This is a genomic window from Stappia sp. WLB 29, from assembly GCF_023507705.1.
GTDB lineage: Bacteria > Pseudomonadota > Alphaproteobacteria > Rhizobiales > Stappiaceae > Stappia.
In genome coordinates this window covers 56,754-68,878 of the sequence record NZ_JALBGD010000004.1, presented here as the reverse complement: position 1 = coordinate 68,878, position 12,125 = coordinate 56,754, and the positions used below count along the sequence as shown (strand labels likewise).

General features: G+C 68.1%; 11 protein-coding genes. 2 read left to right on the top strand and 9 right to left on the bottom strand.

Going from position 1 to position 12,125, the window contains the following annotated elements; all coding sequences use genetic code 11:
• Positions 1-5: 5 nt before the first annotated feature.
• From MNI96_RS09085 to MNI96_RS09060, 6 genes are all read right to left on the bottom strand, one after another.
• On the bottom strand, positions 6-842 hold the full coding sequence (locus MNI96_RS09085) for a carbohydrate ABC transporter permease (protein ID WP_249692347.1): 837 nt from the start codon (positions 840-842) through the stop codon (positions 6-8).
• A complete protein-coding gene (locus MNI96_RS09080) occupies positions 839-1,699 on the bottom strand; it encodes a carbohydrate ABC transporter permease (protein WP_249692345.1) in 861 nt (286 codons plus the stop codon). The genes MNI96_RS09085 and MNI96_RS09080 overlap by 4 nt, the downstream gene beginning before the upstream one ends.
• Before the next feature lie 118 nt (positions 1,700-1,817).
• Positions 1,818-3,155, bottom strand: coding sequence for an ABC transporter substrate-binding protein (locus tag MNI96_RS09075; protein ID WP_249692343.1), 1,338 nt, complete (start codon positions 3,153-3,155; stop codon positions 1,818-1,820).
• Positions 3,156-3,201: 46 nt separating this feature from the next.
• Positions 3,202-4,284: an ABC transporter ATP-binding protein gene (locus tag MNI96_RS09070; protein ID WP_249692341.1), complete on the bottom strand. Its 1,083-nt coding sequence runs from the start codon at positions 4,282-4,284 to the stop codon at positions 3,202-3,204.
• Complete coding sequence (locus MNI96_RS09065; protein ID WP_249692339.1) at positions 4,284-5,786, bottom strand: xylulokinase; 1,503 nt, start codon at positions 5,784-5,786, stop codon at positions 4,284-4,286. The genes MNI96_RS09070 and MNI96_RS09065 overlap by 1 nt, the downstream gene beginning before the upstream one ends.
• Positions 5,779-7,236, bottom strand: coding sequence for an FAD-binding oxidoreductase (locus MNI96_RS09060; protein ID WP_249692337.1), 1,458 nt, complete (start codon positions 7,234-7,236; stop codon positions 5,779-5,781). The genes MNI96_RS09065 and MNI96_RS09060 overlap by 8 nt, the downstream gene beginning before the upstream one ends.
• A 356-nt stretch (positions 7,237-7,592) precedes the next feature.
• Here MNI96_RS09060 and MNI96_RS09055 point away from each other — a divergent pair, with 356 nt between their 5' ends.
• Both MNI96_RS09055 and map read left to right on the top strand, forming a co-directional pair.
• A complete protein-coding gene (locus MNI96_RS09055; protein WP_120270659.1) occupies positions 7,593-7,811 on the top strand; it encodes a ParD-like family protein in 219 nt (72 codons plus the stop codon).
• Positions 7,808-8,677 carry a type I methionyl aminopeptidase gene (gene map, locus MNI96_RS09050; protein ID WP_249692334.1) on the top strand — a complete coding sequence of 290 codons (870 nt, stop codon included), beginning with the start codon at positions 7,808-7,810 and terminating at the stop codon, positions 8,675-8,677. The genes MNI96_RS09055 and map overlap by 4 nt, the downstream gene beginning before the upstream one ends.
• Here the strand turns inward: map and MNI96_RS09045 are convergent.
• The 3 genes from MNI96_RS09045 to MNI96_RS09035 all read right to left on the bottom strand — a co-directional run bounded on the left by MNI96_RS09045 (position 8,613) and on the right by MNI96_RS09035 (position 12,071).
• Complete coding sequence (locus tag MNI96_RS09045; protein WP_249693012.1) at positions 8,613-9,035, bottom strand: VOC family protein; 423 nt, start codon at positions 9,033-9,035, stop codon at positions 8,613-8,615. The genes map and MNI96_RS09045 overlap by 65 nt on opposite strands.
• A gap of 195 nt (positions 9,036-9,230) precedes the next feature.
• Positions 9,231-10,310, bottom strand: coding sequence for a LacI family DNA-binding transcriptional regulator (locus tag MNI96_RS09040; RefSeq protein WP_249692332.1), 1,080 nt, complete (start codon positions 10,308-10,310; stop codon positions 9,231-9,233).
• 162 nt (positions 10,311-10,472) lie between these two features.
• A complete protein-coding gene (locus MNI96_RS09035; protein WP_249692331.1) occupies positions 10,473-12,071 on the bottom strand; it encodes an MBL fold metallo-hydrolase RNA specificity domain-containing protein in 1,599 nt (532 codons plus the stop codon).
• Positions 12,072-12,125: the final 54 nt, after the last annotated feature.

Here is a 12,125-nt window from a genome sequence, read left to right as displayed (position 1 = left end):
TTCGATTATCCTTTCACCGCGCCGGCCGTCAGGCCTTGCACGAAATAGCGGGAGAGCAGGATGAAGGCGATAAAGAGCGGCAGGGCGATCAGCGTCGAACCGGCCATCACGTCGCCCCAACGCAGGTCGAACGCGCCGATCATCGAGGCAAGGCCGAGCGGCACGGTCTTGTTGACGTCGGAGCCGATCATCACCAGCGCGAAGGTGTAGTCCGTCCAGGACAGCAGGAAGGCGAAGATCGCCACCGTCACCAGCCCCGGCACGGAGAGCGGCAGCACCACCCGCAGGAAGGCGCCGAGCCGGGTGCAGCCGTCGACCATCGCCGCCTCTTCCAGCTCGAAGGGCATCGCCTTGAAGAACCCCCACAGGAACCAGACGCCGAGCGGCATGGTCATGGTCAGATGCGAGATCACCAGCGAGAACAGCGTGTCGTTGAGGCCGACTTTCGTGAACATCGCATAGAGCGGGATCGCCAGCAGCAGGGGCGGGAACATGTAGGCATAGAGCATGCCGGCGATGATCGCCTTCTTGCCGCGGATCCGCTGGCGGGTGACGCCATAGGCGATCATCACCGACAGGACCATGGTCAGCGCCACCGTGGCGACGGCAACGATCAGGCTGTTGAGGAACTGCCGCGGATAGTCGGTCTGGGCGAGCAGGCTGTAATAGTATTGCAGCGTCAGCTCGCTGGGGATCAGCGAGGGATTGAGCAGCAGTTCCTGCGTCGGGCGCAGCGACGACGACACCATCCAGTAGATCGGAAAAGCGCTGTAGAGCGCGATGGCGAAGGCGGCGAAATACAGGCCGACACGCGCTGCCGGCCGCCGGATTGCGGGTGTCATGCGTCGTCCTCCATCGGGAACACGCGGAAATACAGGAAGACGGCCAGCGACAGGAACAGGAAGGAGATCGTGGCGATCGCCGCACCCGTGCCGATGTCGTAGAGCGTGAAGGCCGTGCGGTAGGACAGGATCGGCAGGTGCTCCGTCGCCCCGACGGGGCCGCCGCCCGTGGTCAGCCAGATCACGTCGAACTTGTTGAACATCCACACCCCGCGCAGCAGGATGATGACGGTCAGGATCGGCCGCAGCACCGGCAGGGTGATGTGGAAGAAGCGGCGGATCGGCCCGGCACCGTCGACGCGCGCGGCCTCGTAGAGCTGGGTCGGCACGGTCTGCAGGCCGGCCAGGAACGTGGTGGTGACGAAGGGCGTCCACAGCCACACCGAGACCAGGATCACCGAGATCATCGCCGCCTGCTCGGTCTCGAACCAGTAGATCGGCGGCAGGCCCCACTCGTCCATCAGGATGGTGACGATGCCGAGCGAGCCGTCGACCATCCACTTGAAGGTCAGCACCGCGATCACGGTCGGCAGGAGATAGGGCAGGAAGGCGAGCCCGCGCACCAGCGCGCGGCCGCGGAAGGGCTGGTGCAGGATCAGCGCGAAGCCGATGCCGAGCACCACCTGCAGGACGATGGCAAGGCCCGCATAGACGATGCCGTTCCACAGCGCGCGCCAGAACTCCGCGCTCGCCAGCACCGCCTGGTATTTCGCAAGACCCACCCAGACCGGGTCGGAGGTCAGGGACGGCAGGTCGAAGAAGCTGAGCGACACGGCGTAAAGGGCCGGGCCGACGATCAGCAGCAGTGTCACGAGCACGCCCACGGCAAGGAAGGCGGGCAACATCCAGCGGGTCATTCTTGGCACCCTTTGTCCGGTCGGGGAGCCCGCAGGCGGGTCTTGCACCGCCTGCGGGCCTGTCGATGCGCGGACGGCGCATGGGACCGTCCGCGCATCTGTCGGCGTCGGGATCGCGTTACTTGATGAGCTCGCGCATGCGGGCCGCGGCCTTTTCCACCGCCTCGGTGGAGGACATGCCCTTGATCAGCTTGTCCTGCAGCATCTCCGGCATGACGAAGCCTTCGAAGACCTTGCCCGGGCGGATGTCCGGGGCCGGGCCCTGCGTGTCGATCGAGGTCACCAGCATCTCGTCGTCGGTGACCATCTTGCGCATCACCTCGATCTGGTCGGCATACTTCGTGATCAAGGGGTTCGAGCGCCACTGGTCATTGTCGTAGATGTCGAGGCGGGCCGGCTGGAAGTGCACCGGCGCGGTGTGCAGGAAGTCGACCAGGCGGTCGGTCGTCATCCAGCGCATGAACTCCATGGCCGGGCCGGTATTGTCGGTCTTCAGTACCACCCAGCCGTCATAGCCGTGGCTGACGGCCTTGTTTTTGCCGGCGCTGTCCATGTACGGCATGATGCCGAGGTTTTCCGCCACCTGCGGGTTGTCGCGCTCCGCCGCTTCCAGCACGCGGCCGGCATAGGGGCCGTGCGCGACGGTGCCGCCGACGACGTTGGACAGGACGGTCGCGTAGTCGGCCTGGATCGCCCCGGGAGGCATGGTCGGGTAGAGCTTCTCCATGAAGTCGAGATAGGCGGCCGCCTTCGACTTCATGCCTTCGGCATCCAGCGTCACGTTCCACTGATCGTCGAAGAGCTTCACCCCTTCCGCCCACATGAAGGCGACGGACATCCAGTTGGTGGCGCCGTTCGAGCCGATCGGGAAGATGCAGCCTTTGCGGCGACCCTCGATGGTGGCCTGGCAGTTGGAGACGAACTGGTCCCAGGTGTCGGGCAGCGACAGGCCCAGCTTCTCGTACAGGTCCTTGCGGTAGTAGATCACCGAGAGGTTGTAGTCGAACGGGTACCAGTAGACCTTGCCATCCATCGGGAAGAGGATGTTGTTGCCCCACTCGTACGGGTCGGTCAGCTCGTTCAGCGGCACGATCTGACCCTGGTCGGCCAGCAGCAGAACGTGGCCGATGAAGCCGACATTGGCGACGTCATAGGGCGTGCCGCTGCGGATACCGTTGGTGATCTTGGTGAAGGCCTCGCCGAGCGGCACGGAATCCACCCGCACCTCGATGCCGGTCTTCTCCTGGTACTCTTTCGCGATCCTGTCGAAGAAGGCGAGCGTGTCCTTGCCCGTCTCGCAGTTCAGGAAGCGGATTTCCTTGCGCCCCTGCGCCCGGACGGCCGGAGCCGCGAGGCCCGACAGCGCAAGCCCGAGGCCCAACACGCCGGCGCCCTGCAGCGTCTGGCGACGGGTAATGAGGCGAGACTGTCCAGAGTTCTTTCCAGTGTCCTTCATGGTTTCCTCCCAAGGTTCCCCGCGTCCTTTGCCGCGGTGGTTCAGTTCACGCGTGCGCCGGCGCCGCAGAAGCGGTCGTTGCCAGCCGCTGTTCCGTCTCCCGGTCGAACAGGTGGATGGCGGACGGGTCGGCGGAGACCGCCACCGTGTCGCCCGCCCGAATGTCGTCGCGCCGCCCCTCCATGACGCGCAGCGACAGATCGCCGATGGAGCCGATCAGCAGGGTCTGAGACCCCAGCTGCTCGACCGCCCGCACCGCAAAGGGCAAACCCTGCGGCGCCACATGCATCGCCTCCGGCCGAAGACCGGCGGTCACCGGACCATCGGGCGCGCCGGCCGGGGCCGGCAGGCTCATCTCGGCGGACGGGCCCATGCGCAGGCGCCCGTTGGCGATCTCGGCCGGGAAGAGGTTCATCTCCGGCGAGCCGATGAAGCCGGCGACGAAGACGTTCTGCGGCCGGTCGTAGACCTCGAGCGGCGCGCCGATCTGCTGCACATGGCCGTCGCGCATGATGACGATGCGGTCGGCCAGCGTCATCGCTTCGGTCTGGTCGTGGGTGACGTAGATCATCGCCTTGCCGATGCGCTTCTGCAGCAGGGCGATCTCCTCGCGCATGCGCACGCGCAGCTTGGCGTCGAGATTGGACAGCGGTTCGTCGAGCAGGAACACCGCCGGATTGCGCACCAGCGCCCGGCCGAGCGCGACGCGCTGCATCTGGCCGCCGGAGAGCTGGCGCGGCTTGCGGTCGAGCAGATGGGTGATCGCCAGCATCTCGGCGACCTCGTCCACCCGCCGCACCGTCTCGGCGGCATCGATGCCGCGCATCTTCAGGCCGAAGCCGAGATTGGCGCGAATGGTCTTGTGCGGGTAGAGCGCATAGTTCTGGAACACCATCGCGATGTCGCGATCCTTCGGCTCCAGCTGGGTCACGTTGCGCTCGCCGATGAAGAGCTCGCCGCCGGAAATGCTCTCCAGCCCGGCGACCATGCGCAGCGTCGTCGACTTGCCGCAGCCCGAGGGGCCGAGCAGGACGATCAGCTCGCCGCGGGCGATGTCGAGACTGACGCCCTCGACGGCGACCACTCCGCCATAGGTCTTGCGCAGCTTGCGCAGGCTCACTTCGGCCATCAGTTTCCTCCCCTGCCGGCTGCGACGATGCGGTGATTGACGGGCGTCAGCGCCTCCTTGGTTTCGCGGTAGAGCGCGAACCCCTCCTCGTAGCGCTGCAGCGCCCGGCGGTCCGGATGCCGGGTCGCCGCCACCCCGATCACCGCCGCGGCGGCCTTCGTGTCGGCAAACACGCCGGCGCCCATGCCGGCAACGAGTGCGGCGCCGAAGGAGGCGTCGCCCTCGCGGGGGATCTCGATCGTCAGGCCGGTGACGTCGGCGATGATCTGCTGCCAAAGCTCGCTGCGGGTGCCGCCGCCGACGAGCCGCGCCGTCGAAAAGCCCATGTCGAGCCCGCGCAGCACCTCCAGGCAGTCGCGCAGGCTGTAGGCGATGCCCTCGTAGAGCGCGCGCACGAAGTGGCCCGGCCCGTGGGCGAAGCCGAGACCGACATAGGAGGCCCGCAGGTCCGGGTCCCAGTAGGGGCTGCGCTCGCCGTTGAGATAGGGATGGAAGAGCAGCCCGTCGCTGCCGGCCGCAACGGCGCGCGCGGCCGTGTCCATGCCCTCGAAGCCGAGGCCGGGAAACAGCGTGTCGCGCAGCCAGCGATGGGCGGAGGCGCAGGAGTTGGTGCCGAGGATCGTGTAGCAGTGGCCCGGCACCAGATGCGGATAGTGGATCACCTTGGCCGAAAAGGACGGGGAGGCCGTCAGCGAGGAGACGGTGCCGGCGGTCGCAAGCTTCAGCGCCCCGAGGCCGGGACGGGTCATGCCGCCGCAAAAGGTCTCCGCATTGGTGTCCGACGTGCCGCAGACGACCGGCGTTCCGGCGACCAGCCCCGTCGCGGCAGCGGCGTCCGCCGTCACCGCTCCGGTGACCTCGCACGAGCCGACGAGCGGGGGCAGCACGGAAGGATCGATCCCGGCGATGCGGCAGAGCTCGTGCGACCAGGCGCCTTCGGCGGAGCGGGCATCGGCCAGCATAAGGCCCCACGCGTCGGTGATGTCGGTGGCGTCGCTCCCGTCGATCTGGCGGCGCAGCCAGTCCTTGGCCGGCCGGATCCGGCGGATGCGGGCGAACAGCTCCGGCTCGTTCTCGCGCACCCAGACCAGCTGCGGCAGCGTCCAGGTGGGGCTCGCCTGGTTGCCCGAAAGCTCCAGGATCCGAGCGCCGTCGCTCTCGCGCAGCGCCGCCGCCTGGGGGCCCGAGCGCTGGTCGTTCCACATGATGGCCGGGCGCAGGATCGTGCCATCCGCCTCTTCCAGCACATGGGTATGGGCGCCGGCGGTAAAGGCGATGCCCCTGATCCGCGCGGGGTCGATGCCCTGGCGCCACAACTGCGCCAGGGTGTCGATCATCGCCGCGCGCCAGCCGAGCGGGTCCTGCTCGCTGAAGCCGGGATACGGCGCCAGGGTCTCGACGGCGGCAGACGCCGCGCCATGGACCTTGCCGGTCCCGTCGATCACGGTCGATTTGAGCGAACCGGCGCCGAGGTCTATGCCCAGCAGCAACGGATCAGGCATGGTCCATCCTGTCGCGATAGGGGTCGATGGCCCCGGCGCGCGGCGGCAGGCCGAGCTTGCCGGGGTTGAAGATGTTCTGCGGATCGAGGGCGTCCTTCACCGCCCGCAGCACATCCATGCCGACGCCGAGCTCGCCGTCCATCCAGGGGCCGCGGAACAGGCCGGTCCCGTGATGGTGGGCGATGGAGCCGCCATGGGCGAGCGTCTCGCCCTCCAGCAGCTCCCAGAGCCTTGCATGGAGCGGCAGCGCCTCGTCCTGAGGCATCTGCGGCAGGCGGATCGTCATGTACTGGCAGACGCCTTCCGGATAGACATGCGACCAGTGGGCGCTGAAATGGGCGTCGGGATGGATCGCCGGCACCGCCGCGCGGATCGCATCGTACAGGGCGGCCGCCCGCGACCAGTTGACCGTCACCTCGATCGTGTCGTTGTAGAAGCCCTTCTCCTGCCATTGCTGGCTGATCGACTTGTAGCGGTGCGCGCGCCATTCGTCGAACGGCCGCGTCTCGGTTTCCACCGCCCCGGCCTCGGCGGCGAAGGCGCGCACCAGCGCGGCTTCCGCCGCAACCAGCCCCGGCTCGCCGCACAGGACGATATTGGCCATCACCGGACGCTCGCGATAGGCGTCGATCCCTTCGGTGCGCGAGGCCGTCTCCTTCTCGTCGTAGAGGCGGACGATGCGCGGATGCAGGCCGGCCTGCATGATGCGGCGGGCAAGGCCCAGCGCGGCAGGACGGTCGGGGAGCGCGAAGGCCAGCACCTCCTCGGCCTCCGGCAGCTTCCACAGGCGCAGCGTCAGCTCGGTGATGATGGCGAGCGTGCCCTCGTTGCCGACGATCAGGTCGCGGATCGAGGGGCCGGTGGCGCGCTTGGGCAGCGGGCGGACCTCGAGCATCCGCCCGTCGGGCAGCACCGCCTTGAGGCCGACGACGATGTCCTCGATCTTGCCGTAGCGGCTCGATTCCTGGCCGCCGCCGCGGCAGGCGGCCCAGCCGCCGACGGTGGAGATGGTGAGCGACTGCGGCAGGTGGCCGGCCGTGAAGCCCTGCTTGTTCAGCGCCTCCTCAAAGAGTTCGCCGTTCATGCCGGCCTCGACGGTGACCAGCGCATTCTCGGGATCGATGCCGAGGATCCGGTCCATGCGCTGCATGTCGATCAGCACTTCCTCACCGAGCGGGATGGTGCCGCCGAGCACGCCGGAGCCGCTGCCATAGGGGATGACGGGCAGGCCGGCCTCGGCCGCCAGCTTCACCACCTGCTGCACCTCGTCGGCCGTGCCGGGACGCACCACGACGCCGGGCAGCGTACCGACCAGCGCGCCGGCCCGGGCCCGGAAATTGGCGTAAGGGAGCTTGTCATGGGCGTATCGCCGGCGATCGTCCTCAGCCGTCAGAACGTTGCCGGCCCCGACGATCTCCGCAAATTCCGCTAGCCGCGTTTCACTGCTCACCCTGAACCTCCCTGTTCGACCGCCAGCGGCGGCTGGTTGCGTGCCGGCTGCGGTGAAACCCTGAACGACCGCTCGATCAAACCTGTTGGGCAAACCGTTTGAACAAACGTTTGTTCAGATAGAACGCCAAGAGACCTCCGAGGTCAACAGCAAAATTTACGATCCATCGCGAAGGGCTCCCAAGACGGCGGAAACCGGCGCTCGCGGCCTGATCAACACAGGTCTCCAGCGAGGCCCGGCACGGCGGCGCGGCAGCGAATCGTGCGCCGGCAGCGGTCGATACGCGCCCGGCCGAGCTTGGCATCGCGCACTATGCGATATATACGAAACGCATATGAATCATTTGGAGAGGCATGATGGGCATCGTGAGCATCGACGAGGACCTGCACGACCAGTTGCGGCGGGCGAGCAAGGTCTCGTACCGCTCGATCAACGCGCAGGCCGCCTACTGGATCCGGATCGGCATGCTGTGCGAGACCAACCCTGCGCTGAGCTTTTCCGAGATCATGCAGCGCGAGCTCGCCGCGGCCGGCGTTGCCGCGCCCGAAGCGGCCGCTGAGCCGGCGGGCGCATGACCAAGGACCCTGGCGAACTGGCGCTGCTCGCCGAATCCGGCCGGCTGCTGGCGCGCGTCTTCGAGATGCTGGACGGCACGGCGCTGGCCGGCCTGTCGACGCTCGAGGTCAACGATCGGGTCGAGCGCTTCATCATCGAGGATCTCGCCGCGCGGCCGGCCAGCAAGGGCCAGTACGGCTACGCATTCGTGCTGAACGCCTCCGTCAACGAGGTCGTCTGCCACGGCGTGCCGTCCCGCGAGGCGGTGCTGCGCGCGGGCGACATCGTCAATTTCGACATTACGCTGGAGAAGAACGGCTACATCGCCGACAGCAGCAAGACGTACCTCGTCGGCGAGGTCAATCCGGCGGCCCGGCGCCTGGTGCGCACCACCTTCGAGGCGATGTGGAAGGGCATCGGCGCGGTGCGCCCGGGCGCAAGGCTCGGCGATATCGGCTGGGCGATCGAGCGCCACGCCAAGCGCAACGGCTATTCGGTGGTGCGCGAATATTGCGGCCACGGCATAGGCCGGGAGATGCACGAGGAGCCGCAGATCCTGCATTACGGCAAGCCGGGCACCGGCCTGGCGCTGCGCGAGGGGATGGTCTTCACCATCGAGCCGATGCTCAACCGGGGCCGGCGCAGCGTGCGCACGCAAGACGACGGCTGGACCGTGGTCACCCGCGACGGTTCGCTCTCCGCCCAGTTCGAGCACACGGTCGCCGTCACCTCCTCCGGCGTTTGCGTGCTGACCCTGCGCGCCGGCGAACCCGTGCCGGCAGATGTTATCCACGCGGCACGGGCCCAAGCCCGAGGCGGCGTCAGTCGGCCGGCAGCATCTGCGGGTTCCAGACGATTTCCCAAAGATGCCCGTCGGGATCGGTGAAATAGCCCGCATAGCCGCCATAGAACGTGTCTTGCGGCTCCTTGACGATCCTCGCCCCTGCGCCCTTCGCCTTGCGCATGATCTCGTCGACATCCTCGCGGCGCAGAACGTTATGCCCGATGCTGGCGGCGGTGGTACAAATCGGGGTCTTGGGCAGGCCGGTGTCGTGGACGAGATCGTCCTGCGCCCAGATGGCGAGCTTCAGGCCGCCCGACAGGTCGAAGAAGGCGACCGCGCCATGTTCGAATTCGCGCCCGACAATGCCCTCGGTCGGCAGACCGAGGCCATCGCGATAGAAGGACAGCGCGTTTTCGAGATCGGAGACGGCAAGTGTGAGAACGGAAATTCGCGGCTTCATGATGTCCATGCCCATGCTATCGGCGCCCGCACCATGCGCGCGCCTTGACAGTCTTGGGCCGTCGCCTCGGCGACGGAAGGACCCGCGAAGCGGGGGCCGGGCCAACCGTCCCGAACCTAACCTGTTTCAGACGCCGGCAGGATAGGGACCCAACCGCGCGCCCGTCAACACCTCCTGCGCGCGGCGCGACAAGGGTCAGACGGCCTCATTGCCGGCTTCCGGGCCGGCCTTCGGGGCGGCAGCGGACGCCCGGACGACCAGATCGCCCGGCGGCAGCAGCAACATGCGGGAGGCCTCGGCCGCCCCGCCCTGAGGCACCGGCTCGAGCTGCGCCAGCAGCGCACGCACCGCCTCGCGGCCCATCTCCGAAGTAGGCAGACCGACGGTGGTGATCTCGGGATGCACCACCCGCGCCAGCAGGTCGTCATGCATGGTGACGACGGACATGTCGCCCGGCACGTCGAGGCCGCGCTTGTGCAGGTGGGCGATCGTCGCCGCCCCGGTCAGCAGCGTCGCGGCGTGGATCGCCGTCACCCCGCGCGCCAGCAGCGCATCGACGGCGCCCGGCACCCGCGCCGGATCGTAACCGGCCTCGGCGACCAGTTCCGGATCCGGCTCCAGTCCGGCGGCGCTCATCGCCTGCTGCCAGCCCTGGCGGCGGGCATTGCCGTTGAAGCGGCCGAGCCGGCCGGCAAGGTGGCCGATGCGCCGGTGACCGAGGGCGATCAGGTGGCCGACGCCGATGGCCGCGGCCGCGCAGGTGTCGACCGCGACGCAGTGCACATCGCCGGGCAGCACGCGGTTGATCACCACATAGGGACGGTTGATGGCCGCGATGCTCTGGCGCAGGCTGTCGTCCTCATCGAAGCTGGCGATGATGACGCCCTCGATCAGGCTGGACTGCGACACCCGCTCCAGCACGCTGGCGGCTGAGCCGTTCTGGTCGTAGGCGACGAGCAGCACGTAGCCTTTCGCCCGCGCCTCGGCCTCCGCCCCCAGGATCGCCGAGGCGAAGACCGGGTTCTCGATCTGCGGCACGACGATCAGCAGCGTGCGGGAACTCGCCATCTTCAGCGCGCGGGCCAGCGGATTGGCGCGGTATTGCAGCCGCGCCGCCGCATCGATGATGCGCTGGCGGGTCTCGGCGCTGGTGCGCACGTCCTTGTCGTTCTTCAGGACCCGCGAGACCGTGGAGACGTCGACGCCGGCTTCTCTTGCCACATCGCGCAAGGTGGCGTTGCGCGGGCGCGGGGCGGCGGGGGCTTCCTTCGTCATGGTCAACCGGTCGTCATGGGCGGGCTGCGCCGGGCTTCGCGAGAACGCGGACGCTTCCCGGCCGGCACCCGCAAGGGTTCCGCCGCGTCAGCCGTCCGCAAGGCCAGAGAAAGTGCCCAAGGCGCGGCGCCGAGGCAAGCGCGACCTGCGTTCGCCCGCAACCTAACGACCGTTTTCGTCGCCGGCGAGCGCACGGCGCAGGCGGCGAATCACGACGTTCCGGCTCTTTTCGTCGGTTTCCGCCGCAAGCTGGTCGCTGATGTCGAGCAGCAGGCGGGTGACGTCGTTGTGCCAGTCGAGACGTCCGACCTCCTCGCGCGGCAGGCGCGGCGGCGCTTCGCCGGCAAGACGGACGGCCCCGGCCGGCGTCAGCTCGAAGCTTTCGTCGAGGCCGGGTTTCAGCACGTGGCTGGCCTCGATCAGGCCGGACAGGCGGTCGGCCAGACCGTCGATCGCCTCCCGCTCGCCGTGGACGAGGAAGATGTCGTGCGCCAGCGGCAGGCGCTTTTCGACCCAGCTCGCCAGCTCCGGACCGTCGGCGTGACCGGAATAGAGGTCGATGGAGCGGATGCGGGCGCGAACCGAGAACTCTTCGCCCTGGATGCGGACGGAAGGGGCGCCGTCCTGGAGGATGCGGCCGAGGGTGCCGGCCGCCTGGTAGCCGACCAAAAGGACCGTCGCCTCGTCGCGCCAGAGCCAGTTTTTCAGCCGGTGGCGGATGCGGCCGGCCTCGCACATGCCGCTGGCCGCGATGACGATGTGGAAACCGCGGACCCGGTCGAGCGCCTTGCTCTGCTCGACCGTCTCGGTCATGTGCAGGTTGCGGGCGGCAAGGCCCTTGAGCAGCACCTCGCCGCCTTCCAGCTCGCGGGCATGGCGGGCGAAGACGCGGGTCGCGGCCGCCGCCAGCGGCGAATCGACATAGATCGGGATCTCGGGCAAGGCCCCTTCCGCCATCAGCTGGCACAGGTCGCTGATCAGCTCCTGGGCCCGTTCGACCGCGAAGGAGGGGATCAAGAGCGCGCCGTCCGGATGCATCGCCGCCTTCACCTCGGCGCGCAGCTGGCCGCGCCGGTGGGCGGGGGTAGCGTCCTCCCGGTCGGTGTCGCCATAGGTGCTCTCGCAGATCAGGTAGTCGATCCCGCTGGGGCCTTCCGGGTCCGGATGCATCAGCTTGTAGTCCGGGCCGACATCGCCGGAAAACAGCAATTTCATCGGAGGTTCGGCGAGTTCCAGCTCGACCGAGGCGGAGCCGAGCAGATGGCCGGCATTCCAGAACCGGGCGCGCAGGCCGGGCAGGACCTGGAACCAGTGGCCGTAGGCATAGGAGTGGAAAAGCGCCAGCGTCGCCTGCGCGTCCGCTCCGGTATAGATCGGCTCGACCTTGTCGCGGCGCTGGCGCCGGCGGTTGCGGCGGTTGAGCTGCTCGACCTCGATCTCCTGGATGTGGGCGCTGTCGGGAAGCATGACGCTGCAGAGCTCGAACGTGGCGCCGGTGGCATAGATCGGCCCGGAATAGCCGTCGCGGACGAGCTTCGGCAGCAGACCGGAATGGTCGATATGGGCGTGGCTGAGGACGACCGCGTCGACGTCGCCGACGGAAAACGGGAAGGGCCGGTAGTTCAGCTCCTTTTCGGTCTTGGAGCCCTGGAACAGGCCGCAGTCGAGCAGGACGGTGCCGCCCGCCGTTTCGAGACGGTGACACGATCCGGTGACGCCGCCGGCGGCGCCATGGAATGTCAGCCTGGGTAGAACGGTCATCGGAACCTCCCCGAAACGCACGCGCCGGACGGCGCAAAGTCCAACAAGTGCGAT

Excerpts from the sequence above, each read along its gene's own strand:
- MNI96_RS09045 (WP_249693012.1), bottom strand. The coding sequence starts at position 9,035 with ATGAAGCCGCGAATTTCCGTTCTCACACTTGCCGTCTCCGATCTCGAA.
- MNI96_RS09085 (WP_249692347.1), bottom strand. The coding sequence starts at position 842 with ATGACACCCGCAATCCGGCGGCCGGCAGCGCGTGTCGGCCTGTATTTC.
- MNI96_RS09070 (WP_249692341.1), bottom strand. The coding sequence starts at position 4,284 with ATGGCCGAAGTGAGCCTGCGCAAGCTGCGCAAGACCTATGGCGGAGTG.
- MNI96_RS09055 (WP_120270659.1), top strand. The coding sequence starts at position 7,593 with ATGGGCATCGTGAGCATCGACGAGGACCTGCACGACCAGTTGCGGCGG.
- MNI96_RS09035 (WP_249692331.1), bottom strand. The coding sequence starts at position 12,071 with ATGACCGTTCTACCCAGGCTGACATTCCATGGCGCCGCCGGCGGCGTC.
- MNI96_RS09040 (WP_249692332.1), bottom strand. The coding sequence starts at position 10,310 with ATGACGAAGGAAGCCCCCGCCGCCCCGCGCCCGCGCAACGCCACCTTG.
- map (WP_249692334.1), top strand. The coding sequence starts at position 7,808 with ATGACCAAGGACCCTGGCGAACTGGCGCTGCTCGCCGAATCCGGCCGG.
- MNI96_RS09075 (WP_249692343.1), bottom strand. The coding sequence starts at position 3,155 with ATGAAGGACACTGGAAAGAACTCTGGACAGTCTCGCCTCATTACCCGT.
- MNI96_RS09080 (WP_249692345.1), bottom strand. The coding sequence starts at position 1,699 with ATGACCCGCTGGATGTTGCCCGCCTTCCTTGCCGTGGGCGTGCTCGTG.
- MNI96_RS09065 (WP_249692339.1), bottom strand. The coding sequence starts at position 5,786 with ATGCCTGATCCGTTGCTGCTGGGCATAGACCTCGGCGCCGGTTCGCTC.